Annotated in this window: 28 protein-coding genes and 7 pseudogenes; 18 read left to right on the forward strand and 17 right to left on the reverse strand. The window is 60.1% G+C overall.

Annotation, left to right across the window (positions count from 1 at the left end):
• Positions 1 to 8: 8 nt before the first annotated feature.
• Together HXX25_RS14325 and HXX25_RS06600 are read right to left on the reverse strand one after the other, a co-directional pair.
• Positions 9 to 173, reverse strand: a pseudogene (locus HXX25_RS14325) (glycoside hydrolase family 9 protein); the annotation flags it as partial.
• Positions 164 to 484 (reverse strand): annotated as a pseudogene (locus HXX25_RS06600) (cellulase N-terminal Ig-like domain-containing protein); the annotation flags it as partial. The pseudogenes HXX25_RS14325 and HXX25_RS06600, both read right to left, overlap by 10 nt.
• A gap of 652 nt (positions 485 to 1,136) precedes the next feature.
• On the opposite strand from HXX25_RS06600, the gene HXX25_RS06605 reads away from it, so the two are divergent.
• The 10 genes from HXX25_RS06605 (at position 1,137) to HXX25_RS14330 (ending at position 6,740) form a co-directional block, all read left to right on the forward strand.
• Positions 1,137 to 1,541 carry a peptidase S1 gene (locus HXX25_RS06605; protein ID WP_187167667.1) on the forward strand — a complete coding sequence of 135 codons (405 nt, stop codon included), beginning with the start codon at positions 1,137 to 1,139 and terminating at the stop codon, positions 1,539 to 1,541.
• 100 nt (positions 1,542 to 1,641) lie between these two features.
• On the forward strand, positions 1,642 to 2,040 hold the full coding sequence (locus HXX25_RS13650; RefSeq protein WP_233346946.1) for a hypothetical protein: 399 nt from the start codon (positions 1,642 to 1,644) through the stop codon (positions 2,038 to 2,040).
• A 1-nt stretch (position 2,041) separates the two neighbouring features.
• Positions 2,042 to 2,203, forward strand: coding sequence for a hypothetical protein (locus HXX25_RS13655; protein WP_233346947.1), 162 nt, complete (start codon positions 2,042 to 2,044; stop codon positions 2,201 to 2,203).
• A gap of 524 nt (positions 2,204 to 2,727) precedes the next feature.
• Positions 2,728 to 3,108 carry a hypothetical protein gene (locus HXX25_RS06615; RefSeq protein WP_187167668.1) on the forward strand — a complete coding sequence of 127 codons (381 nt, stop codon included), beginning with the start codon at positions 2,728 to 2,730 and terminating at the stop codon, positions 3,106 to 3,108.
• Entirely contained in the window at positions 3,105 to 3,992 is an 888-nt protein-coding gene (locus tag HXX25_RS06620; RefSeq protein WP_187167669.1) for a hypothetical protein, read from the forward strand. The genes HXX25_RS06615 and HXX25_RS06620 overlap by 4 nt, the downstream gene beginning before the upstream one ends.
• Positions 3,908 to 4,324 carry a DUF3604 domain-containing protein gene (locus tag HXX25_RS06625; RefSeq protein WP_187167670.1) on the forward strand — a complete coding sequence of 139 codons (417 nt, stop codon included), beginning with the start codon at positions 3,908 to 3,910 and terminating at the stop codon, positions 4,322 to 4,324. Before HXX25_RS06620 ends, HXX25_RS06625 begins: the two co-directional genes overlap by 85 nt.
• A gap of 152 nt (positions 4,325 to 4,476) precedes the next feature.
• On the forward strand, positions 4,477 to 4,782 hold the full coding sequence (locus HXX25_RS06630) for a hypothetical protein (RefSeq protein WP_187167671.1): 306 nt from the start codon (positions 4,477 to 4,479) through the stop codon (positions 4,780 to 4,782).
• Positions 4,779 to 5,558 (forward strand): peptidyl-prolyl cis-trans isomerase, encoded by a 780-nt coding sequence (locus tag HXX25_RS06635; RefSeq protein WP_187167672.1) that lies wholly within the window; start codon positions 4,779 to 4,781, stop codon positions 5,556 to 5,558. The genes HXX25_RS06630 and HXX25_RS06635 overlap by 4 nt, the downstream gene beginning before the upstream one ends.
• A 256-nt stretch (positions 5,559 to 5,814) precedes the next feature.
• The gene (locus HXX25_RS06640) at positions 5,815 to 6,606 is read left to right on the forward strand and encodes a HupE/UreJ family protein (protein WP_187167673.1); all 792 of its coding nucleotides are present in this window, start codon (positions 5,815 to 5,817) and stop codon (positions 6,604 to 6,606) included.
• Positions 6,510 to 6,740 carry a HupE/UreJ family protein gene (locus HXX25_RS14330; protein WP_370543760.1) on the forward strand — a complete coding sequence of 77 codons (231 nt, stop codon included), beginning with the start codon at positions 6,510 to 6,512 and terminating at the stop codon, positions 6,738 to 6,740. The genes HXX25_RS06640 and HXX25_RS14330 overlap by 97 nt, the downstream gene beginning before the upstream one ends.
• A 225-nt stretch (positions 6,741 to 6,965) precedes the next feature.
• Here the strand turns inward: HXX25_RS14330 and HXX25_RS06650 are convergent, their stop codons facing one another.
• The 4 genes from HXX25_RS06650 to HXX25_RS13665 all read right to left on the reverse strand — a co-directional run bounded on the left by HXX25_RS06650 (position 6,966) and on the right by HXX25_RS13665 (position 9,523).
• Positions 6,966 to 7,520 (reverse strand): DsbA family protein, encoded by a 555-nt coding sequence (locus tag HXX25_RS06650; protein WP_187167674.1) that lies wholly within the window; start codon positions 7,518 to 7,520, stop codon positions 6,966 to 6,968.
• Positions 7,521 to 7,811: 291 nt separating this feature from the next.
• Complete coding sequence (locus HXX25_RS06655; protein ID WP_187167675.1) at positions 7,812 to 8,216, reverse strand: DUF1330 domain-containing protein; 405 nt, start codon at positions 8,214 to 8,216, stop codon at positions 7,812 to 7,814.
• A gap of 315 nt (positions 8,217 to 8,531) precedes the next feature.
• Complete coding sequence (locus HXX25_RS13660; RefSeq protein WP_233346948.1) at positions 8,532 to 9,254, reverse strand: hypothetical protein; 723 nt, start codon at positions 9,252 to 9,254, stop codon at positions 8,532 to 8,534.
• Entirely contained in the window at positions 9,215 to 9,523 is a 309-nt protein-coding gene (locus HXX25_RS13665) for a hypothetical protein (RefSeq protein WP_233346949.1), read from the reverse strand. Before HXX25_RS13665 ends, HXX25_RS13660 begins: the two co-directional genes overlap by 40 nt.
• Positions 9,524 to 10,087: 564 nt before the next feature.
• Between HXX25_RS13665 and HXX25_RS06665 the strand changes: the two genes are divergently transcribed.
• Both HXX25_RS06665 and HXX25_RS06670 read left to right on the forward strand, forming a co-directional pair.
• The gene (locus HXX25_RS06665) at positions 10,088 to 10,393 is read left to right on the forward strand and encodes a hypothetical protein (protein WP_187167676.1); all 306 of its coding nucleotides are present in this window, start codon (positions 10,088 to 10,090) and stop codon (positions 10,391 to 10,393) included.
• A 69-nt stretch (positions 10,394 to 10,462) separates the two neighbouring features.
• Complete coding sequence (locus HXX25_RS06670) at positions 10,463 to 10,762, forward strand: cytochrome c family protein (protein WP_187167677.1); 300 nt, start codon at positions 10,463 to 10,465, stop codon at positions 10,760 to 10,762.
• Here HXX25_RS06670 and HXX25_RS06675 read toward each other — a convergent pair.
• Complete coding sequence (locus HXX25_RS06675) at positions 10,759 to 10,962, reverse strand: hypothetical protein (protein ID WP_187167678.1); 204 nt, start codon at positions 10,960 to 10,962, stop codon at positions 10,759 to 10,761. The genes HXX25_RS06670 and HXX25_RS06675 overlap by 4 nt on opposite strands.
• A gap of 555 nt (positions 10,963 to 11,517) precedes the next feature.
• Positions 11,518 to 12,280 (reverse strand): annotated as a pseudogene (locus HXX25_RS14335) (class II aldolase/adducin family protein).
• 361 nt (positions 12,281 to 12,641) lie between these two features.
• Here HXX25_RS14335 and HXX25_RS06685 point away from each other — a divergent pair.
• The 5 genes and pseudogenes from HXX25_RS06685 (at position 12,642) to HXX25_RS13700 (ending at position 15,425) form a co-directional block, all read left to right on the forward strand.
• The gene (locus HXX25_RS06685; RefSeq protein ID WP_187167679.1) at positions 12,642 to 12,995 is read left to right on the forward strand and encodes a DUF2336 domain-containing protein; all 354 of its coding nucleotides are present in this window, start codon (positions 12,642 to 12,644) and stop codon (positions 12,993 to 12,995) included.
• Positions 12,992 to 13,483: a hypothetical protein gene (locus HXX25_RS06690; RefSeq protein WP_187167680.1), complete on the forward strand. Its 492-nt coding sequence runs from the start codon at positions 12,992 to 12,994 to the stop codon at positions 13,481 to 13,483. Before HXX25_RS06685 ends, HXX25_RS06690 begins: the two co-directional genes overlap by 4 nt.
• 28 nt (positions 13,484 to 13,511) lie before the next feature.
• Positions 13,512 to 14,289 (forward strand): annotated as a pseudogene (locus HXX25_RS14340) (NAD kinase).
• Between the two features lie 105 nt (positions 14,290 to 14,394).
• The gene (locus HXX25_RS06700; RefSeq protein ID WP_187167681.1) at positions 14,395 to 14,739 is read left to right on the forward strand and encodes a hypothetical protein; all 345 of its coding nucleotides are present in this window, start codon (positions 14,395 to 14,397) and stop codon (positions 14,737 to 14,739) included.
• Between the two features lie 218 nt (positions 14,740 to 14,957).
• A complete protein-coding gene (locus HXX25_RS13700; RefSeq protein WP_233346953.1) occupies positions 14,958 to 15,425 on the forward strand; it encodes a hypothetical protein in 468 nt (155 codons plus the stop codon).
• Here the strand turns inward: HXX25_RS13700 and HXX25_RS14345 are convergent.
• The 7 genes and pseudogenes from HXX25_RS14345 to HXX25_RS14355 form a co-directional block, all read right to left on the reverse strand.
• Positions 15,353 to 16,512, reverse strand: a pseudogene (locus HXX25_RS14345) (DUF2336 domain-containing protein). The gene HXX25_RS13700 and the pseudogene HXX25_RS14345 sit on opposite strands and share 73 nt — an antisense overlap.
• Positions 16,478 to 16,606 carry a hypothetical protein gene (locus tag HXX25_RS14035; RefSeq protein ID WP_255466984.1) on the reverse strand — a complete coding sequence of 43 codons (129 nt, stop codon included), beginning with the start codon at positions 16,604 to 16,606 and terminating at the stop codon, positions 16,478 to 16,480. The pseudogene HXX25_RS14345 and the gene HXX25_RS14035 overlap by 35 nt, the downstream one beginning before the upstream one ends.
• A 241-nt stretch (positions 16,607 to 16,847) precedes the next feature.
• Positions 16,848 to 17,219, reverse strand: coding sequence for a hypothetical protein (locus HXX25_RS06715; protein ID WP_187167682.1), 372 nt, complete (start codon positions 17,217 to 17,219; stop codon positions 16,848 to 16,850).
• 134 nt (positions 17,220 to 17,353) lie between these two features.
• Entirely contained in the window at positions 17,354 to 17,728 is a 375-nt protein-coding gene (locus tag HXX25_RS06720) for an FAD-dependent oxidoreductase (protein WP_187167683.1), read from the reverse strand.
• A complete protein-coding gene (locus HXX25_RS14350; protein ID WP_370543761.1) occupies positions 17,677 to 17,934 on the reverse strand; it encodes an FAD-dependent oxidoreductase in 258 nt (85 codons plus the stop codon). The genes HXX25_RS06720 and HXX25_RS14350 overlap by 52 nt, the downstream gene beginning before the upstream one ends.
• A 14-nt stretch (positions 17,935 to 17,948) precedes the next feature.
• Positions 17,949 to 18,152: a hypothetical protein gene (locus HXX25_RS13715; protein ID WP_233346955.1), complete on the reverse strand. Its 204-nt coding sequence runs from the start codon at positions 18,150 to 18,152 to the stop codon at positions 17,949 to 17,951.
• A 41-nt stretch (positions 18,153 to 18,193) separates the two neighbouring features.
• Positions 18,194 to 18,436 (reverse strand): annotated as a pseudogene (locus HXX25_RS14355) (FAD-dependent oxidoreductase); the annotation flags it as partial.
• Between the two features lie 53 nt (positions 18,437 to 18,489).
• On the opposite strand from HXX25_RS14355, the gene HXX25_RS06730 reads away from it, so the two are divergent.
• The gene (locus HXX25_RS06730; RefSeq protein ID WP_187167685.1) at positions 18,490 to 18,903 is read left to right on the forward strand and encodes a DUF6491 family protein; all 414 of its coding nucleotides are present in this window, start codon (positions 18,490 to 18,492) and stop codon (positions 18,901 to 18,903) included.
• Here the strand turns inward: HXX25_RS06730 and HXX25_RS14045 are convergent.
• Together HXX25_RS14045 and HXX25_RS14360 are read right to left on the reverse strand one after the other, a co-directional pair.
• Entirely contained in the window at positions 18,894 to 19,109 is a 216-nt protein-coding gene (locus tag HXX25_RS14045; RefSeq protein WP_255466986.1) for a M48 family metalloprotease, read from the reverse strand. The genes HXX25_RS06730 and HXX25_RS14045 overlap by 10 nt on opposite strands.
• Positions 19,110 to 19,239: 130 nt before the next feature.
• Positions 19,240 to 19,653, reverse strand: a pseudogene (locus HXX25_RS14360) (M48 family metalloprotease); the annotation flags it as partial.
• Positions 19,654 to 19,678: the final 25 nt, after the last annotated feature.

Raw genomic sequence — 19,678 nt, forward strand, 5'->3', positions numbered from 1 at the left:
TCGGCCAGCCGCTCATAGGCATGCTGGAGAGTCCAGACCGAAATTCCACCATTCACCGTGTATTGGCCATAATCGCCTGCATCGGCCCAGCCGCCGGTCACATCCAGCGCGTAATCACATCCCGGCCAGTCCGTTCCCCAGCGATCCTCTCCCGAAAAACAGGTCAGCACCATTTGGGTGAACCCCGCAGCGCGCTGATATTCGGGGCTGGCAGATAGGCGGGTTCCTGCGGCTCGGCCAACCGGTTCATATAGAAATACTGAAAGGCATCCGCCATCATCTGGCCGTAGGGATTGTCCTCGATGACAAAGCGGCGACTTTGCTGACCGCAGGCTTCAATTCTGAACCCCGTACCAACATCGCTAACGCCACTGAAATCGATCCAGTGAACCGGGTCTCCAGAATCTGCATCCGGGCCGAATACCTCGCTCTGACCTGACATTACGACCCGACCGGCTTCATCCAGCAGACGCCAGTCAATGGCGTCAGAGCGCGCGTGCGAACAATTGCGATCATACGCTCGTCCGCCTCGAACGCCGTCTGACTCATCACAATGGCCGGTTCATCACCATTTATCGTGCAGACGTCCTCCCCGCACGCAAAGCGGCTCCGGAGAACAATGAAAGCAGGAGGAAAGCTGAATGTCTGATTAGTCTCACTTCCATTTCAATACAGGCGCGGTCCGACGGCGGCTGGTCTGAATCGTTACGGTCACACTAAGGCCAAGGGCCTCACTTTACCAGCGCTACCGGTGCGAGCCGAAAATGGCTCAACCCTTGGGGGACACAACGGCCGAACTGAAACCGATACCGGGGGGGGTCGGTCATTGGCGCAGGAGAATGAAAAAGAACCACGCCAAAGTCATCACGCACCCAGCCGCCGCGACTCTCGGCGTTCAACGTCGTAGCCGACCTGCACGACTGCCCGAGAAACAATCTTATTTACATTGCTAATTGTTAAATTGAGTTCATACTCCCGGCGCGAGTGAATAGTAATTTCGGGGAGTTTTATATGCAGAAACATCATGTTGCGCTTGGCGCGGCACTCTTGTCGGTCGCGTGCCTCACGGCGCCGGCCCAAGCTCAGAATTACAATCTGAATCCAACCTACGGGACTTACAATCTCCGTTCAGGGTTTTGCCCGATCCGCAAACCATCAACGTAGTGGCCGGCGGACCCAATAATGTATCGGCTGCAACCGGTGGCCAATGCGCCGGCTATGCCGCCGAAGCCCCGGATGTCCGCATCAACTTCTCCGGTGGATCCTTTGACCGGATCAATTTCTCGGCGCTTTCCAACGCCGACACGACATTGATCGTCAACGATCCCAACGGTACCTGGTGGTGTGACGATGACAGCGGCAATGGCCTGAACCCATTGATCGAACTGACCCCCATGAGCGGCCAGTACGACATCTGGGTCGGAACCTACAGCCCGAATACTGCACCCGCCACGCTGGCGATTTCAGAGCTTCCTATGGCAGCGCGCCGATTCAGCCTCCGGCACCCGTTATGCCCGCGCCTGTTTCGGGCCAAACTATAATCTGAACCCGACTTACGGGACCTATAATCTGCGCTCGGGCTTCCTGCCCGATCCGCAGACCTTCCAGGTCATTGCGGGCGGCAATAGTAATGTCAGCTCGATGACGAACAACCAGTGCCGGGGTTATGCGGCGTCCGCACCGGATATCCGGATCAACTTCACCGGCGGCGCTTTCAACCGGATCAACTTCTCGGCGCTGTCGAATGCCGACACCACGCTGATCGTCAATGATCCGAACGGCACCTGGTGGTGTGATGACGACAGCGGCAATGGCCTCAACCCGTTGATCGAACTGACCCCTATCAGCGGTCAGTATGACATCTGGGTCGGCACATACGGACGCAATACGGCGCCGGCCACTCTGGCTGTTTCGAACTTCCTACGGCAGCGCGCCAGTCACGACCACGCCGCCAGCCCGTTCGTCCGGCCCGGATTATTCCCTGCCGCCGGCCTATGGGACCTACACGCTGCGGTCCGGCTTCACACCGGATCCGTTTGAAGTGCGGGTCGTTGCAGGTGGCCGGAACAATGCATCGAGCTGGAGCAATGGCCAGTGCGCCGGTTTCGTCGCCGACGCGCCGGATGTCCGCCTGATGTTCCAGGGTGGATCCTTCCCGGAGCTCTATTTCTCCGTGGGCTCAATTCCGACACGACGCTGGTGATCAATGATCCCAACGGCAACTGGCATTGCGATGATGATAGCGGCAATGAGGACTCAATCCCTTGCTCCGCATGGCACCGATTAGCGGCCAGTATGACATCTGGGTTGGCACCTATGGCCAATCCACAGCGAATGCCACGCTCGATTTCCGAGCTCTATTCGCGCTAGCCATCATGTCTGGATGACAGACGCCGCCGGGAATTTCCGGCGGCGTTTTTCTTTGGCGCAATGCCCAGACAAAATGATCACCACCGGCAATTATTGTTTTGGTCAAACGCCGGTCGCGTATAATCTTCCGACCTCAAGGGGGAGATTTCATGCGTTATATTCTGATCGGCGGCGGTATTGTCGTTGCAATCGCTCTGGCCATTGGCCTCACATCACCGGGGTCATGCAGGGCTGGTACGGGCAGCCGCGCGGGCCCGGCGAAATCACCGGCGATGCACCTCCCGAAGCCATCGAGGAACGCATTGCACGCATACAAACGGCGGCAGCAGCGCTCGGCGAATCAGATGACACGGAAATTTGTTCGGCGATTTGCATGTTCACTCCACTTTTTCGACCGATGCCTTTGTATGGGCCTTGCCACTGCTTCGTGGGGAAGGTGCCAACCCCATCGCCGATGCCTGCGATTTCGCCCGCTATTGCTCGGCGCTTGATTTCTGGGCCGCGACCGATCACGCAGAAGCCCTCACCCCGACGCGCTGGTCGCAGATCATCGATACCGTGCAGCAATGTGCAGCACGGTCCGATGCCGACGGCATTCCGGACGTTATCCCCTTTGTCGGCTTTGAATGGACCCAGGTTGGCGCCCTGCCCGAGGACCATTACGGCCACAAGAATGTTATCTTCCGCACCCTGATCCTGATGAAATTGCCGCCCGGCCCATCGCGGCTGCAGGCGTGACCGTCCGCGCCCTGCGCGACAATGCCCAGGCCATGTTGCCACCGGAAATCGCTTTTCTGGATCTGGCCAACCGGCAGAATTACTATGATTTCGGCCGCTTCGTGCAGGACGTCCGCGATGTTCCGTTATGCGACGAAGACACGCCTTCCGGCGAGCTTCCATCGGATTGCTACGAGATCGCCGCCACACCTGGCCAACTGGTCGCACGACTGGAAAGCCAGGGCCTCGACCCCCTGATTATCCCGCACGGCAGCGCGGGGTTTCTATACGCCACCCGGAACGAGCTGGGACAAGCAGCTGGAACCCGAGCAGCGCCCGGAAATCATGAGCCTGATCGAGGTTTTTCCGGCCATGGCAATTCGGAAGAATATCGCCCCTGGCGCCGCATTGCCGGTGATATGGGCAATCCCGTCTGTCCGGAACCGACAGCGGATTACCTTCCATCCTGTTGGCAGGCGGGCACCATCATCGAACGCCGTTGTCTCGCAGCGGGCCTCTCGGATGAAATATGTACCGACCGCGCGTTTGAAGCGCGCGAAAACGCAGCGTTTGTCGGACTGGCGGGGCATCTGACCATTCAGGGCGAAAGCATTGAGGACTGGCTCGACGCCGGTCAGTGCCGCGACTGCTTCATGCCGGCTTTCAACCATACGCCAATGACCAGCGTGCAATACGGACTGGCCATCACCAACTTTGATGAAGATGGTGAGGCGTATCGCTTCCGTTGGGGCTTTATCGGTTCCTCCGACACCCATACCGCTCGCCCTGGACTGGCTACAAGCCTTTCGGACGTCATTACATGTCCGATGCCGGTGGTGCGGAGACCCAGAATGTCGCCGAACGCATCCTGCCGCCGGACGGCGAGGCCCCTGCACAGTCCTTGAGGATTACCCGCGAGGATTTGATTGCCAATGCCGGCTTCCAGATGACCGAGGTCGAACGTCAGGCGAGCTACTTCACGTCCGGCGGGCTGGTGGCAGCGCATGTCAGCGAACGCTCTCGTGACGGTGTCTGGAATGCGCTTGAGAACCGGCAAGTCTATGCCACGTCCGGTCTGCGCCAGTTGTTGTGGTTTGATCTGGTGGATGAGAATGGCGACAGCCTTGCCGGAATGGGCGCCGAAACCGAGCGGATGGACAATCCGGTCTTCCGGGCCGGGCCGCCGGTTCCCTGCGCCAGAATGAAGGCTGCCCGGATTATTCCGTCCGGGGTCTGACGCCCGACCGCCTGCAACAACTTTGCCGCGGCGAATGCTATAATCCCGGCAATGAACGCTATCTTATCACCCGCATCGAAGTAGTTCGCATCCGCCCGCAAATCTTTGAGGGCGAGTCGGTCGATAATCTGATCGAGGACGTCTGGCGCACCTTGCCTTGCAACGATCTGGGCGAAGGCTGCGAAGTCGAGTTCACGGACCCGGATTTCGCTGCCGGTGGCCGGGATGCGCTTTACTATGTGCGCGCCATCCAGGAGCCATCCGGTCAGGTCAACGGCAATAATCTTCGCTGCACCTATGACGAGAACGGACAATGCATCGAGGTCAATCCCTGCTACGGCGATTATCGTACGGATATGGAGGAGGAGTGCGTTGCAGACGTCGAACACCGTGCCTGGTCCTCGCCCATCTATCTGACCCATTTGCAGCCGCCGGCCATCGTCGAGGAGGCTGAATGAGCCTGCCGAAATGGGCGCTGGCAGCCGGTGCGTTAACCGGCGGCGCGATGGTTCTGATGAGTGCTCTGGACCGGCGCCGGCACTCTGATCGAAACAATTCGGCCGCCGCAATCGTCAATGGCGAGCCCATCCCGGTTGAAGATGTCGAGATCGCGCTGGAAGCCATGGCGCGCGACAGCCGCAATGCCCTGCCGGAAGAGTCGGCCCGGCGGGCACTGGACCGACTCATCGACGAGGAATTGCTGTTTCAACACGCGCTGGCGCTCGATCTGCCCCGCAATGCGTCAACAGTCCGGCGCACGATCGTGATGACGATGATTGATCTGGCGCAGACCAGTGTCGACTCCACGCCAAGCGAGGCGGAATTGAGAACCCTGTTTGAAAACAGTCCGGAATATTTTGCGGCCGAGAACCGCTACCGTATTCGCTGGGAATCGGCGGCGGGTGCGCAAGGCGTGCGCGCCCGGCCCGCGGCGCATCCGCCCAATCGAATGCTCACGCCTACCGATCTGCGGCGCTATCTGGGCGAAGACCTGACGGCCGCCGTGCTCGGCCTTGAAGGCGGACAGGCCATCGGCCCTGTCGAGAATAACGGCCGGTATCACTGGATTTCCGTGATCGAGTTTCGGCCGGCAGGCCAGCCCGATTTCGACGATCACCGCGAACGCGTCGAAGCGCTCTGGCAGGAACAGGCCGCCGAAGCTGCGCTGGAAGCCTATATCGCGGACCTGAGACGGCAGGCGGATATCCAGATCCAGCCCTTCGCCGGCGAATGATGCGCTTTCTGCTCAGCCTGCTTCGCTGGTGTTACCGCCAGCGCAGCACACGCCCATGAGCGCAGCCGCTCCAATTCCGTCTGGATCGAGACAGAAACAGGTGTCGTCGGACAGATCTTTCTGGATGCACGGCAAGCCACGCTCCTTCTCCTGTCTGAAGACGGCACGAGCTTAGAAACCGTTTATCAGCAGCGCCTGATGGACGGTCTGCGCGTCAGCCGCGGTCAGGCTGCTTGCACGCTGAGCAGCCCGCCGCTTGTTCATTTGCGCGCTGACGGCCGGCGAAGGCCGGGGCAATTGGGAGTGCCCGGAAGCCGGACCACTCGAGATCGATGTCCAGGTCTTCTCGCCCCTCTCGGCCAATCATGTGCATTTCATCCGGCTTCAGTCCGAAAACGGCGTTCAGGAGCGTATTCTGGCGCGCGGGCAGACAACGGCAGACTTTTCAAACGATGCCCATGCCGGCCCGGCGGGCTGGGCCGGCTTTCTGGTTCTGGGTTTTGAACATATTCTTGGCGGGCCGGATCATGTCGCCTTTGTGCTGGGTCTGATGCTGATCGTGACGGGCTGGAAGCGGCTGGCCCTGGTCACGCTGGGCTTCACCCTGGGCCACTCGGTAACACTGGCACTCGCCGTATTGGGCTGGGTGTCTCCGCCGGGTGCAGCGATTGAATCGCTGATCGGATTTTCCATTCTCTTCATCGCGGCGGAAGCTGCCTTCTCGAAACCCTCCGAATTCCGTCAGGCCGGATGGGGCGGCGCCGGCGTTTTGCTGGCGCTGGCGGCCTTATCCGCGCTGACAGGCGGATTGCTGGCCTGGCCGGTCTGGCTCGGCCTCATCATTCTGACGGTGTTTTACTATCACTGGATGGGACAGGGTGGCCGGGTCGAGCTCGCCGCCCGCTTCTCAGCGGCGGGTTCGGTCTGGTCCATGGTGTCGGGTTCGCGGGCATCCTGCTGGAGATCGACATTGCCGGGGACCAGATTCTGCCGGCCCTCCTCAGCTTCAATGTCGGTGTGGAGCTCGGGCAGATCGCCATCGTGGTGACGGTTCTGGCCCTGCTCGCTGGATTAAGGCTGTTTGCCCCGGAACGCGCGTTTTATTGGGGCCGCTCCATGATGATTGCCGCGCTGGCGGGCGTCGGCACCTTCTGGTTTATCGGCCGCGCTTTCGGCGCCTAGTCGGCGTCCAGCCATTCGCCGACCTGCCACAACCGGTCCTGCCCGAAAGTGGATTGATCGCCGACGCGGAAAGACGGCACGCCCCACAGACCCAGATCGAACATCTCCTGCCGGTTGGCTTCCACCGCCTCGCGCCAGCTTTCATCCGCGATAGCATTCTGCGCATGGACCCAGTCAGCCCGGCGCGTTCGACCATCGTCCTCAAGCCCTTATCCGTCGCCGCTTTCAGGCCCTCGGCCCAGACACCGCGATAGAAGCTCTGTGCAAAATCAACGCCTTTCCCTCCGAAATGGCGTGGTGCAATATGGCCAGTCCGCGCTCGACACCGGCTCCGACCGGGTCTTCGATCTTGCCGAAGGGAATACCCAGCCATTCCGCCTCCCGCTTGCAATCGCGGACAATGTAGAGCCGCTTTTCCGACGGTACAGGCAAGGATCGCATCACCATCGGCAGGATCGGCTTCAACACCAGTTCCGCTTTCCACAATCGCGCCAGGTCCGGCGCACGCATCATCGCCAGATAGCTGTAGGGACTGCGCAAGGAGAAATACATGTCGAACGAGCCGCCTGTGGCATGGGTCGGCTCGGCGCGCGGCGGAAAGAGCAGCGCATCCTCGTTCGCCCCGAGACGGCGCTCCAGATGGTGCAGCCGGTCAATGCCCCAATACCATTCGCCCTCGAACCAGATCATGCCACTGCCATAATGGCCCAGCTTCCGGCGCAGGCTGGCATTCGCGGCCTGATCCTCCGGTGAGACGGGTATCCGCCGTCGGGATGCCATAAGCTGCGCGCAGGCTCTGCATCGCGCCTTGAATAGGCGGCCAGCATGTCCGGTTCGGGCGCCGCAGATTTTTCCGGCGCGGGCACAGACAGCGCTGTCAGCTCCAGCCCGTAATGCTGCGCAAAACCGGGCAGAATATCGGCGAGTAATTCCGAATACGGCTCCCCGGTTCAAGGAAGACCAGCAAGGTCCGCGCCTGCCCTGTCAGCAGACGCTTGGCCCCATGCCATCCCCTCACCGCCGCGCGGATACGGCGGCTCGTGATCAATTGTGTGGCAATCGTTCGCGCGCTCACGCCGACGGCATCCGGCAGGGAATGAGAAGCTGGCCTTCAAGGCCCGCCTTTCGATGGACAGCGATCTCCTGGAATTCCGGAGTCAGGCTGATCTCGGCCAAAGTCTTCGGCGATGGATAGGTCATGATCGCCACCATATCCCACGCCTCGTCCAGCTCACCGATCAGCAGCGGAAGGGCGTCGCCAGAAAAATCCAGCGTCCCGCCGGCATCCATGACCAGCTTGGTCATCGGGATGGCATAGCGAAAATACGCCTCCTTGCCGGAGATGTCCGCATCGCGCCCGTCCGGATAGGCAGCAGTTTTGCGAAATTTCAGCAGGTTCAACATGGAGACCGGCGCATCGCCCAGCTCCATAAACCCCTGCATCTGTGCCTCATTCGGCTCTACGGCATTCTTCATATTCGTCCCTCCCTTGGGCCGCAGGAGGCCGGATCATCGGTGCGCCGTCAACCGTTTTGGCGGATCAGGCCTGCACCTCATCCAGCCCCACCGCCAGAATGGCGGCCAGAACCGCCATGCCGGACATCAGGAACAAGACGGCGATGACGCCTGCAAAGGCAGCGAGCACACTGAACAATCCGCCGGCCAGCAGGACGATTCCGACAATCGTGTTGGAGAGCGCCGTAGGCCGCGCGGGTCTCGGCCGTGGCCATGTCGGTCAGATGGGTCGAGCGCCCCAGGCGAACGCCTGATAGGCAATCATGATGACGAAAATCATCGCCGGAAGCGCATAGAGCGGTGCAGCAGCCCCGTCAGGCTCAGCGCGGCGCTGATCGTCAGGGCGAGCCCGCCGGCCAGTCCGGCAAAAGCCAGCACCTTGCGGCTCGACCGGTCGGAGAACCGCCCCCAGACATAGGCGCTGAGCAAACCGGCCAGCGCCGAGGCGAGCACCAGCGCGCCCAGCGGCAGAATATCCTGCGCACCCGAGGCAGCCGCGATCATGAAGGGAGGCGCCAGCGCCGTTGCCGTCAGCAGCGACCGCACCAGAATGAAGCGCCGCAGCTGGGCATCCCGCCGGAGCCAGACAAGGTTTTCCATGGCGGCGGCAAAGGCGGCCTTGCCGCCCTCTGTCGCGCCGGGCGCTTCCTTCAGAGCGGTAAACAGCGCGGCAGCCAGCATCCATGCGGCCCCGGCCAGCATGATGGCGATCACTACAAGCTGGAACCGGTCGACAAGGCCAGACGCCAGTAATCCCGCGAACACAATGACGCCACCCGACGCGATGGAGCCCGCCAGCCCGGTCGCCGTGCCGCGCCGCGATTTATCCACCGTCTTGCCCAACACATCCTTGTAGCAGACCGAGCAGACACTGCGCGCAAGGGCGAGCACGGCCAGTGCGGTGAGAATGGCGAGGCCCGCCGCCTGCCCGTCCAGAAACAGCGCAATAGCCGCTATGATCAGCGCTGCCGCGCCTGAACGGCGGAGCCAGAAGCCCACGCCCATTTTCGCCGCGGCAACCGCCGCAGCGCGCCCGCAGTGAAGAGCTGCGGCAGAAGCGCCGCCGCCTCGCGGATCGGGACCAGCAGGCCGACCAGCGCGGCCGGTGCGCCCAGCGACAGCATCAGCCAGCTCAAAACCAGTTTCGGATCAATCAGCCCGTCCGCAATCTTGCTCAGCGACAGCGAGCCGACATGACGGAAGAAATTCCCGGCCTCTTCATGGCAGGCACTTCGGGGATATCGCGGCAGGCCCGCCCTCATCATCAATCGCGATCGCTTTTAGGGCCGACCTCAGCCGGTCGCTGGATGCCGATCTGCCATGACGAAATCAGTCTTCCGTGTCCTCTGGGGCCAACACGACGCGCCCGCTCCAGCGCGGCGTGTCATTCTCCGCCTCGGCCTCCTGCGCGGCGTCGCGTGCCGCATCGTGTCTATTTCGCACCCTGTGCGCTCAATGCCCATGGAATCAGCCGCGGTCCGGCGGCGGCGATATTCCTCCGGCGTGCAATTACCGAATTCCTGCCCCCAGTTTGAAAGGCGGTCATATCGCCTGCCGGAACCTTCGTTCGAACCGGCGTTCTGCTGGAAATCAAAGTCGCCGAGTCCCCGTCACCTTCTTCGAATCCGCGGGCTCAGGCGCTCGAAATTCATAGACACCCGGAGTTGTTTCCACCCAGCCCGCAGGGCGGGCCGGCCGGTCCTCATTGGCGCGCTCGATCTCCGAACGTGTCTCCTCCTCGGAGCGGCTCTCGCTGGTCCAGCTCCACTCGACTTCGATCTGTCGGTACGCGTCGTCTCTTCGGTTTGCGACGTCGCCGGCGGCAAGGCCGATTGAAGCAGGACGAGCAGCAGGATCATGACATTCTCCTTGTCGCGCGCAGCTTAGCCCTCATCTTCATCCTCGCCAATATCGCCAAGCGTGCGGCAATAATTCACGATCAGCATGCTAGATTTGCCGGAGATATCCGTTACCTTCCGGTCAGATCATCAAACGGAGTCGATGCCATGCGTTGGATAGTTCTGATAACTGCAACCGGAATGCTGGCAGCCTGCAGTGGTGGATCCGGACCTGACGATTCCGGTGGCAGCGTAACCTCGAACACGGACTCGATCGTCGCCATCCAGTTCAGCCGTTGAAGTCCAGACCGTGGATCTGTCCTACCTGCCGACACCTACGCTGAAGCCGACTACGACACCGGTCGCCGGTTGTTTCGCCGCTGCGGCTCCTGCCACACCGTCACGGCTGATGGCGGTAACCGCGTTGGCCCGAATCTGCATGGCATATTCGGCAGCGAAGCCGGCACAGTGGAAGGCTTCGACTATTCGATGGCGCTGGAAAACGCGGGCTTTGTCTGGACCCCGGAGCAGCTTGATGGCTGGCTCGCCAATCCGCGCGATTTCCTGCCCGGTAACCGCATGTCCTTTGTCGGCTTGCGCGAAGAGACCGACCGGCGCAATGTCATCGCCTATATCATGCACGAAACCGGTTATTCGCCCGACAACTAGAAAGACCGCCACCAGCTCGCCACGAGCCCGGTTTCATCAATGGCATTCCGGCCAGCGAGAGTTGTGAAAGCCCCGATCATCAGACGGCCCCGGCCAAAATTCCGCCCTGCTGAAAACTGGATCTTGTGTTGCGAAAATTCACGCCCCGTGCGCGCAATATCGGGGTCTGCCGTAATGTAGAAAGACTGTGCGAGGAGCATGTATTGCTCCCGAATGCGCCAGCCCAGCGTCGTATCCAGCCGCGTCTCCGAGGGATAGTCATTATCGCGCCAGGTGCGCGCAATCTGTAAATCCAGAAACCCGTTCGTCCCGATGGGGCGGCCGGCCAGCGCCCTGAACTCGAGCCCGTTGGCCCCATCCCCGAGCGGACGATCGGCGACATCTCGCCGCCGCCCGGAATAACCGCAGCGGCCTGTGCGGCGAAGACCCAGCGCCCTGCATCGAAGGCATGCACCTGAATGCCCGCCCGGCTTGCCGCCAGCCCTCGGCGGTGTCGGTAATGCCGTTATTGTCCTGGCTGACCCGTTGCCCGGCGAGTTGCAGAACCAGCGTCAGGCGATCACTCAAACCGTATTCGGCGTAAAATGACGACTCGTATTTTGAAAAATAGAGACCGGGTTCGCGATTGCCATCACGGTCAAGACTGCTGCTGGCCTCTGACAGCAGCAATCCTGAAATGAGGATGCCCTGCCCCTTGTCCTGAACCCAGGCCCCGCTGTGGGCGGGCGAAGCGGCCACCAGACCGCAAAGGAATGCTATTGATCGTAGCCAGGAGATTCCCGATCGACGCGTGAACGCAAGGCCGCCCAAGCGATTTCGGCGAAAAATTCGTTGGTCACGCCTTCGTTCGCTTGAGAAAACACCAGATCCTGCTTCGCTTGGTCCCATTCGATCAACTCGGCCCCGCCAGATAGCGCCATGATCTGCATGTTACACGCCCCAGATTGAAAATCCTTAAATAGGCCTGAAACGGGTTTGCACCCACAGATAGGGTTCCGTGATTGCGCAGGATCATCAGGTTTTGTTTCCGAGATCTGCCACCAACCGCGCCTTCTCATCTTCAATCAGGGCAATCCCCTCATAGTCGTGGTAGGAGACGTCATTCATGATGGTCATGGCCGTTTGGGAAATCGGCAGAAGTCCACGTTTTTGCGCCGATACAGCCACGCCTTGATCGGTGTGCAAATGCAGGGCGACTTTACGTCGGACGCGCCGCATGAATGGCCGAGTGAATGGTGAAGCCCGCCGGATTGATGCCGAACATTGAGGGCGGCAGGACATTTCCGTCCAGATCCACTTTCACCAGATTGGATGCCGTCACATCCTCATAGAGCAATCCGAAAGGGTTGAGCAGGAAATGCTCGTCAGGCCCGGGAACGCGCATGGAAATGTGGGTAAAAACAAGTCATCCCAGCCATGCATACGCACTAGACGATAGAGCGCGGCCAGATCGCAACGCGCTTTCCATTCATCCTCACCCACCTGATCCCTGACGCTTGGTGTTGATTGATCGTCCATATCGGCCTCCCGTGAATCCTGCCCCAAGATTGAACGGCGCACGCCTGTCGTCAATCGCAGACATGAGGGTCAAATTTAACGCCGGATAAACCAGAACTGGAATCCATTGAAGACTCAGGCTTTTATAAGCACCGGTAATTCTGGCGACGTTATGAGCAATATCGCATCAGCCTTGACCCAACTGGCCCGCGTCCGCGACCCGCAAAGCCGCGGCTTGCTGGCCCTCGGTGTCACAGATATCTGCGTTGCTGCCGCTCACAAATCGCACTCAGCCTCTGGCCAATGACATTCTCCTGTCGCTGGCTCACAAGGTGGAAGAGGCCGTGCGAATACAAATGGCCTCCCGCCTCGCCGATTGCGAGTGGCGCCGCGCGGTATCGTCCGCTATCTCGCCTTTGACGCACCAAGCGTCGCCAAAGCCATCATTGAAAAGAGCCTCGTTCTTGAAGCCGAGGATCTCGTCGAACTCGCCGAAACGGGCTCCGAGGAACATCGAAAGCTGATTGCAGGCAGATGCCATATCGGCATGGCCGTCAGTGACGCCGTGGCCCGTCGATCGGAGGCGTCCGTTATTGAACGCCTGATCCGCAACACAACGGCGCGAATTTCGGATCTGACGATGGCCATCTGTATCGAGAGCGCACTCGAAAATGAAGACATATCGCGTCTCATGCTGAGCGGGACGATATCCCGCCTGTTTTCGTGGAACGATTGACCTCACAGATTTCCAACAGTGTCCGCCAGCAAGTCGAACAGCATTTCGATCTCGAACAGGGACAACTCGACGACATCGGCATCAATGCCGGAAGCACGCCCGTTGTCGAAGACACGGAAGCCGAGGCGAGAAAGCTCGTTGAACGCATGGCCGCGGCGGGAGAATTGAATGGGACCGTCGCAGTGCGTGCGCTGACAGATGGCAAGAGCCTTTGTTCGACTTTGCCATTGCGACCTTTGCGGACTGACCGTGGATCAATGGCGGGCGGCCCTTGGCATGTCGAGCATGCGCGCAACAGCCCTCGCTTGCCGCGCCGCACGAATAGATACATCACTCTTCCGTCCGTCGTGCGCGGCATGCAGAAGGCAGGTCGTATCCAGGAAAACCTTCCTTCGGATGCCATGGTGAATGCCGCCAACGTATTTCAGAAATTCACCCCGGCAGCGCGCATGACGCCTTGCGCCGTCTGGCGGCGCGGGTTTGAATAAACCGGCCCGATCAAGGAGACCGGTGTGAATGCTCTTTGCCTTGTCAGATTCGCCATCACTGAGCTTCATCGCCAGCAAACGGCCAGACGCGCAGGATGTCTGCAAGCGCCTCCAGGACCGTTATGGAAATGTGCCGGTCAAGGACGCGGAAATACTTGTCGCCATAGGCGGCGACGGCATGATGCTGGAAGCGCTGCACGCTGTCATGAATTATGGAATTCCGGTCTACGGCATCAATTACGGATCGGTCGGCTTCCTGATGAATGACCCCGCCGCGATCTCATCAGCCATCTGCGCCGTTCGGAAAAGACATCCATCCACCCGCTTCGCGCCACGGGAACGGACATCAACGGTCAGTCATTTTCGGCCCTGGCCATCAATGAAGTGTCGCTGCTGCGCGAAACCCGCCAGACCGCAAAGATACAGATATCGGTCGATGGCCGGGTCAGGTTGCCCGAGCTTGCCGCCGACGGCGTCATGGTTTCCACACCGGCAGGGTCAACCGCGTATAATGCGTCCGCCCACGGCCCCATTCTCCCACTGGGGTCGCGAACGCTGGCTTTAACCCCGATCAGCGCCTTTCGCCCCCGCCGTTGGCGCGGCGCACTCCTGAGCCACGACAGCAAAGTCCGTTTTGATGTGCTCAGTCCCGAAAAACGGCCTGTATCCGCCGTCGCGGATAATCAGAATTCCGCGACGTGGTTTCGGTCGATATCGAGGAAGCGGCTGAGGTCAGCCTGCACATGTTGTTTGATGAGGGCCGCGCGCTGGGTGAGCGCATTCTCATTGAACAATTTCAGGCCTGACGCTTAGTCCGTCGTTAAGCATCATCTGATAGGAAATTCCTCAATCCGCCAATGAGATGCGGAACAAGGATGGTGATGATGCAACAGCTTTCCGGCGGTCGGGGAATGACAGTTCTGATTTACAGCCAATCGCGCCCGCTTCAGCAAGCGCTTCAATCCAGCCTGAATGCCATGGGCTGCAAAGCTGTCGTGACCATCAGCACAGCGAGTGAAGCCGAAACGATTCTGGCCGTTCAAAACGTCGAAGTCGCGCTGGTCACCGACGCCGGCATGATCACGGCGCTCAGAAATATTTCACCTGATCTGCCAATCGTGTCTCTGTCGAGCAACGCATCGGATGTGTCCGCCCGGCATTTGAGAAAGCCATTCCGGGTACAGGAACTCGAACAATGCCTGATGGCATCTGCTTGTGAAAACTCCGGCCAGCAGCCTTCCGCGATGACCCTTTAAACTTACGGCTTTGAGGAAAACCCAGATGTCCAAAAAGAACAACCCATCGAGATGATCACGCCGCCGAACATGCTGCGCGTGAAAGTGGGCGGGCGGATCGGCCCTATTGATGAAGCCGCGATTGCACGCGCCGAAGCTGCGCTGGATGACATGAAGGAGGTTTTCGCCGACTGGCTGGAGACTGAAGTTCAAAACTGGAAGCCGCAGCAAAGCGCGTCATGGCCGAAGGTCTTGAAGGTGAAGCCGGTGTGGAGCTGTTTTCCCGTGCGCACGATCTGCGCGGCATGGGAACGACCTATAAATTTCCGATCATCACCCGCATGGCCGGCTCACTGTCGAAACTGATTGAGTCGGAAGAAAAGCGCGCCATTGCACCCGCGAAACTTGCGCTGGCACATACCAGCGCTATTCGCGCAGCCTTGCGTCAGGACATTCGCGACGAAAAGAACCCGGTCGGCCGCGCATTGGCGACAGAGCTGGAAACCCAGGTTCTTGATCTGGTCGCCGAGTTTGAATCAGCCGGTCGCGCGCGCAGGCTGATCGTCGCTTTCATCCTGATCCAGTCGCGACAGGATGTATTCCAGATCCTCTTCCGGTACACCCTGAAACTGGGTCAGCGACCGCTCAACCAGCCGGCGGCGGAACAATATCCGGCCGGCCTCGCCCGACCCATTTCGATGGAATGAAGCGTATCGATCGCCGATCGGACCGCCGGCAAAAGACGCGGCGGCAGCCCTGTCCGCTCGAAGACCGCTTTCAGTCCCAGCGGTCCGGCATCATGAATGAGAAGCCATGCCTTTGAATGCGGAATCCCGGCCAAACGGGCCACCGCATGTTCAAAGAACTCCACATGCCCGCGTAACAGGCCCCGCAAAATCAGTGACGGAGTCAGGCGGCCAGCGGACTGCATCTGTTCGATAAAGCGCGGCATGTCCGGAGCCACACCAGCCTGGTCCACCAGATCGATAGTTGCACGTTCGCGCGCGCCTTCCGCAATATCAACGGCGATCTGTGGCGGCAATGCGTGGCGCCGCACCAGACGCTGCAAGGCATCATCACTGACACGCGCAATGATTTTTCCGTGAAGCTGATCGGCAGGACCGAGCGCGACACGAAGGAATCCATCACGGAACGGGAATCCGCAAAGCGCGCGATGGTTTTATCGAACGCCTCATCGTCGAATTCGGCACCGTCATTGGCGGCAGCAATGCCCATTGCGGCTTCGTCCGCATAATCGATTAGCGTCATGACCACAGGCTTGGAAACGCTCTGGCGAGCGGCAATGGCGGCGAGTTTTGCAGCGGGTTGAGTGCGGATCAACTCGATCAACTCTGCATCATCAAAGACTGGGCTGCCGGCGATGACGGGAACAGCGATGGATTCAATGTCCATCGCCAGCTTCATCGCGACATTTTTGGGAAGGTACGGCGACTGGCGAAGCGTCACCGCCAGAGAGCGCCGGACAAGCGCCGCACTGTCTTCGGCAATCATGGCAATAATCGCATTCGCCGCTTCACGTTCTTCGGACGTCAATTCCGGCGTATCGATGCGCTGGCAAATCTTGCGGGCGGCCATCGCCCGGTCTTCCGCGTTTTCACCTTTGACCAGGCGGCGAATGTCTTCGTCGGTCAAGCGCGAACGCATCGCTACGATGGTCATTGGCGTGATCCTGTTGCTCGGGAATCGCCCCATGGCGATCTGTCCTTGTGAACAGGCTCCGACTCGCGTTAACGAATCCTTAGACCCGCCGGTCACGAGTTGAATCGCGTTCATTTCGGCCGCCGGGAGGCTCCAGCGAGGCCAGAATGGCGACAACCGCAGGCGATAACGTCCCTCCGCCCTGCGCCAGACCAATCCGGCGGGACATGAAGGCGACGCCCTGGTCAGAGGTCGGCGACTGAAATCGCAGAGGCGAGATGGCCTCGGCATTACCGACGGCATTTCCGTGCGCGAGGGCACAGAAACAGCCTCTTCCCGGGTCAGCCCGGCGAGCACATCACGAACATTGCGCGCCTGTCCGCCATCATAGAACACATTGCGATTGGCAGCCGCTGCCGCCGGAAACAAAAGGTCGGCCCGCGCCGTGGGTGTATCGCTTGCCGCATTGATCAATTCGGACGCACCGCCTGCCCCGAGAAAATGCGCCGCGTACAATTCCCGGACGTTGGCTGACGCCCGATGCGGGATTCAAGAATGGACGCATTCTCGGCGGCAAGCTCACCTGCCATCCGCGCGGCAATGCCGGCATCAAATCGCATATCCAGAATGCGCTGGCGTTCCGCGGGATCAGATACGGTGAAGCGGCCGCTTTCCGATTGCTCGATCATGCCGGCTTCGCGGGCAAGACCATGCTCACCGCCATGGCGGCTCATCATCGCCAGCCAGGTCTGATCCAGAAACTGGTACATGCCTGAGGCCGACGACGTTGTGGCGCGGGCATTCGGATCGAAATTGCTTTCGCGAGCAGCGGTCCGCACCATGAAATCGAAATTCGCGCCCGTCTCGCGGACGCGCGCGCGATCAGGGCGTGGGTGGCTTCACCCGGAGAAATTGTACTCATCGGGCCGACTCAGATTGCATGAGCGCAGTCTTGTCCTCAGCCGCTAACTTGGCGTTAACGCTGTTGGAAGCGATTGGCCGAAAATTCTGCCGGGACATCCCGGGCTGACAGCACTGCGTCCGCCATCATTTCCGCCACAGCCGGGGCCAGCAACACCCCGTTGCGGTATAGCCCCAGCGCGAGAAATATACTTGGTAGTGTTCCGCCGCCCAGTATCGGCGCTCCATCCACAGTCCCGGGACGTATCCCCGCCCAGCTTTCGACCGCGCCCAGGCTCGCAAGCGCTGGCAGCCAGGCTTCCGCACGGCGCCGCAATTCATCGACCACCACCTGATCAACCACCGCATCGCTCTGCCCCGGCTCGCTGCTGGCTCCGGTCACAAACCGGCCATCGCGCTTTTGAGAGACATAGGCATTCCGGGCCCGCAAACAAAAGCCCAACCGGGCGGCATCACCCTTAACGCCAACATCTGGCCTTTGACCGGGCGAATCCGGTTCAAAAGCGGTTCTACGCCTACCAGTGCATGACCTTCAGCGCCCGTTGCGATAATCGCGGCATCAAAGCCTTGGTCATTGATACGCACACCATCACACCCGGAAGAGAAATCGGATACGGCTTGGTGTTCATGGATGATGCCGCCGGCTTCCCTTACAAAGCGACAAGGCGCGGCCCGAGCAGGCGATTATCCAACTCGCCATCATCCGGAAAGCAGACCGCTCTTTTTGCTTCGAGACCTTCCGGGAGATCGGGAACGTCATGACAGACAATGCCCAACGCCACCGCGCGAGCAGCCATGGCCTCCAGCCATTCCAGATCATCTTCGCTGACTGCGGGCGAGACAACGCCGCCCACCCTGTATCAATATCCGCTTCGCCCAGATCCCTGGTCCAGTCAGACCACAGCGCCATACCGCGGTGCGCCAACGAGACAAAGGCTGGAGATGCATTGGATTCCGCGCATTCAAATCCGCCGGCCAGCATGCCGCCTGACGCCCATAGGGCACCTTGCCCGGCAGTCCCCGCTTCATAAACCGTAACCTCGGCGCCGCGCTCCAGGAGCGCTTTAGCGCATGCCAGTCCGGCGATACCACCGCCAATCACGGCCACACCAACACGGGATTTTGACTTGAAATCCATTCAGCTCGGCTTCATGTCCGTAAATGTATTCTGCCCGACCGAAGGAGGACGAGATGAAATACCTGACTATCGCATCTTTGGCATTATGTGCATCGGCTGCCGCACCTGCCATGGCAATCGATCATCACGGCAATGAAGAAGAGGGCACGCCGCGTTGCGTCCGCCTCGTGCAAATTAACGGCTATAGCGTCATTGACCGGGAGCATGTCGTCTTTCGCGGCGGCGCCAGCCGTCATTATCTCGCGACATTGCGGCACCGCTGCCCCGACCTCAATTTCGGCGTCCAATTGGCAACGTCATTTGGTGAAAACGCAACCTTGTGCCCGCCCGTGGTGGAATACATCACGCCGGATAACGGCTTTCGCTGCGCCATTGACACGGTCGAGGAAGTCGACAGCGTCGAGGCCGCCCGTGCCTTGATCGAAGCCCGCGCTGAAATTGAAGCCCAGTCAGACGATCACGAATAGCTGCGCGCGGCGATGTGGGCCCGCATGGCGTCCAGCCGGGCTTCATCCGACGGGTGCGTCGACATGAAATCAAAGCTGGAATCCTGGTGCAGTGATGACATGGCGAGCCAGAAATCCGTTGCGTGATACGGCTGATATCCCGCTGATACCATGTAATCCACGCCCAGCCGGTCGGCCTCGAATTCGTGCTGGCGCGAATAGGGCATGATGATACCATATGTGACACCGGCCCCAGCGCTGCGGCCATATCCCGATTGAAATCAACCCCTGCTGCTGAAGCAGCGCTCCGGCGATCTGCATGCCGATCTGGCTGGCGCGTTGCTGGCTGGCCCGCTCGGCTGAATGGCGCGCCGCGACATGGCCCATTTCATGCCCCATCACGGTGGCGATATGGCCGTCTTCTTCCATGATATCGAGAATGCCGCGATAGAAAGCGACCTTGCCATTCGGCAGAACCCAGGCATTCACCTGATCGGAATCGATCACTACGAACTCCCAGTCGAGGTTCGACATTCCGGTCGCGCTGACCATATTCGAGCCGACGCGCTGCAAACGGCGATTATAGCCGGGGTCGCGCAAGATCCGCTCGCGTTGCAACGCGTCTTGCCATGCGGCCTGAGAGAGCGCCATGATCTGGTTTTCCGAAACCAGTTGAAGCTGGCTGCGGCCAAGCGCATCATTCTGGGCGCAACCGGCCACAGGCAGGATCGTGCCTGCAGCCAGCCCCATCAGGATATCCCGTCGGCTCATAGAAATTTTTGAATTTTCATGCTGT

The organism is Hyphobacterium sp. CCMP332 (assembly GCF_014323565.1).
Classification (GTDB): domain Bacteria; phylum Pseudomonadota; class Alphaproteobacteria; order Caulobacterales; family Maricaulaceae; genus Hyphobacterium.

Coding starts and splice junctions, on each gene's coding strand:
- HXX25_RS13650 (WP_233346946.1), top strand. CDS start 1,642: ATGACGAACAACCAGTGCCGGGGTTATGCGGCGTCCGCACCGGATATC.
- HXX25_RS06625 (WP_187167670.1), top strand. CDS start 3,908: ATGTCCGATGCCGGTGGTGCGGAGACCCAGAATGTCGCCGAACGCATC.
- HXX25_RS06635 (WP_187167672.1), top strand. CDS start 4,779: ATGAGCCTGCCGAAATGGGCGCTGGCAGCCGGTGCGTTAACCGGCGGC.
- HXX25_RS06650 (WP_187167674.1), bottom strand. CDS start 7,520: ATGGCATCCCGACGGCGGATACCCGTCTCACCGGAGGATCAGGCCGCG.
- HXX25_RS06655 (WP_187167675.1), bottom strand. CDS start 8,216: ATGAAGAATGCCGTAGAGCCGAATGAGGCACAGATGCAGGGGTTTATG.
- HXX25_RS06675 (WP_187167678.1), bottom strand. CDS start 10,962: ATGCTCCTCGCACAGTCTTTCTACATTACGGCAGACCCCGATATTGCG.
- HXX25_RS06700 (WP_187167681.1), top strand. CDS start 14,395: ATGACAGTTCTGATTTACAGCCAATCGCGCCCGCTTCAGCAAGCGCTT.
- HXX25_RS13700 (WP_233346953.1), top strand. CDS start 14,958: ATGGCCGAAGGTCTTGAAGGTGAAGCCGGTGTGGAGCTGTTTTCCCGT.
- HXX25_RS14035 (WP_255466984.1), bottom strand. CDS start 16,606: ATGTCCCGCCGGATTGGTCTGGCGCAGGGCGGAGGGACGTTATCGCCT.
- HXX25_RS06715 (WP_187167682.1), bottom strand. CDS start 17,219: ATGGTGCGGACCGCTGCTCGCGAAAGCAATTTCGATCCGAATGCCCGC.
- HXX25_RS06730 (WP_187167685.1), top strand. CDS start 18,490: ATGAAATACCTGACTATCGCATCTTTGGCATTATGTGCATCGGCTGCC.
- HXX25_RS14045 (WP_255466986.1), bottom strand. CDS start 19,109: ATGCCCTATTCGCGCCAGCACGAATTCGAGGCCGACCGGCTGGGCGTG.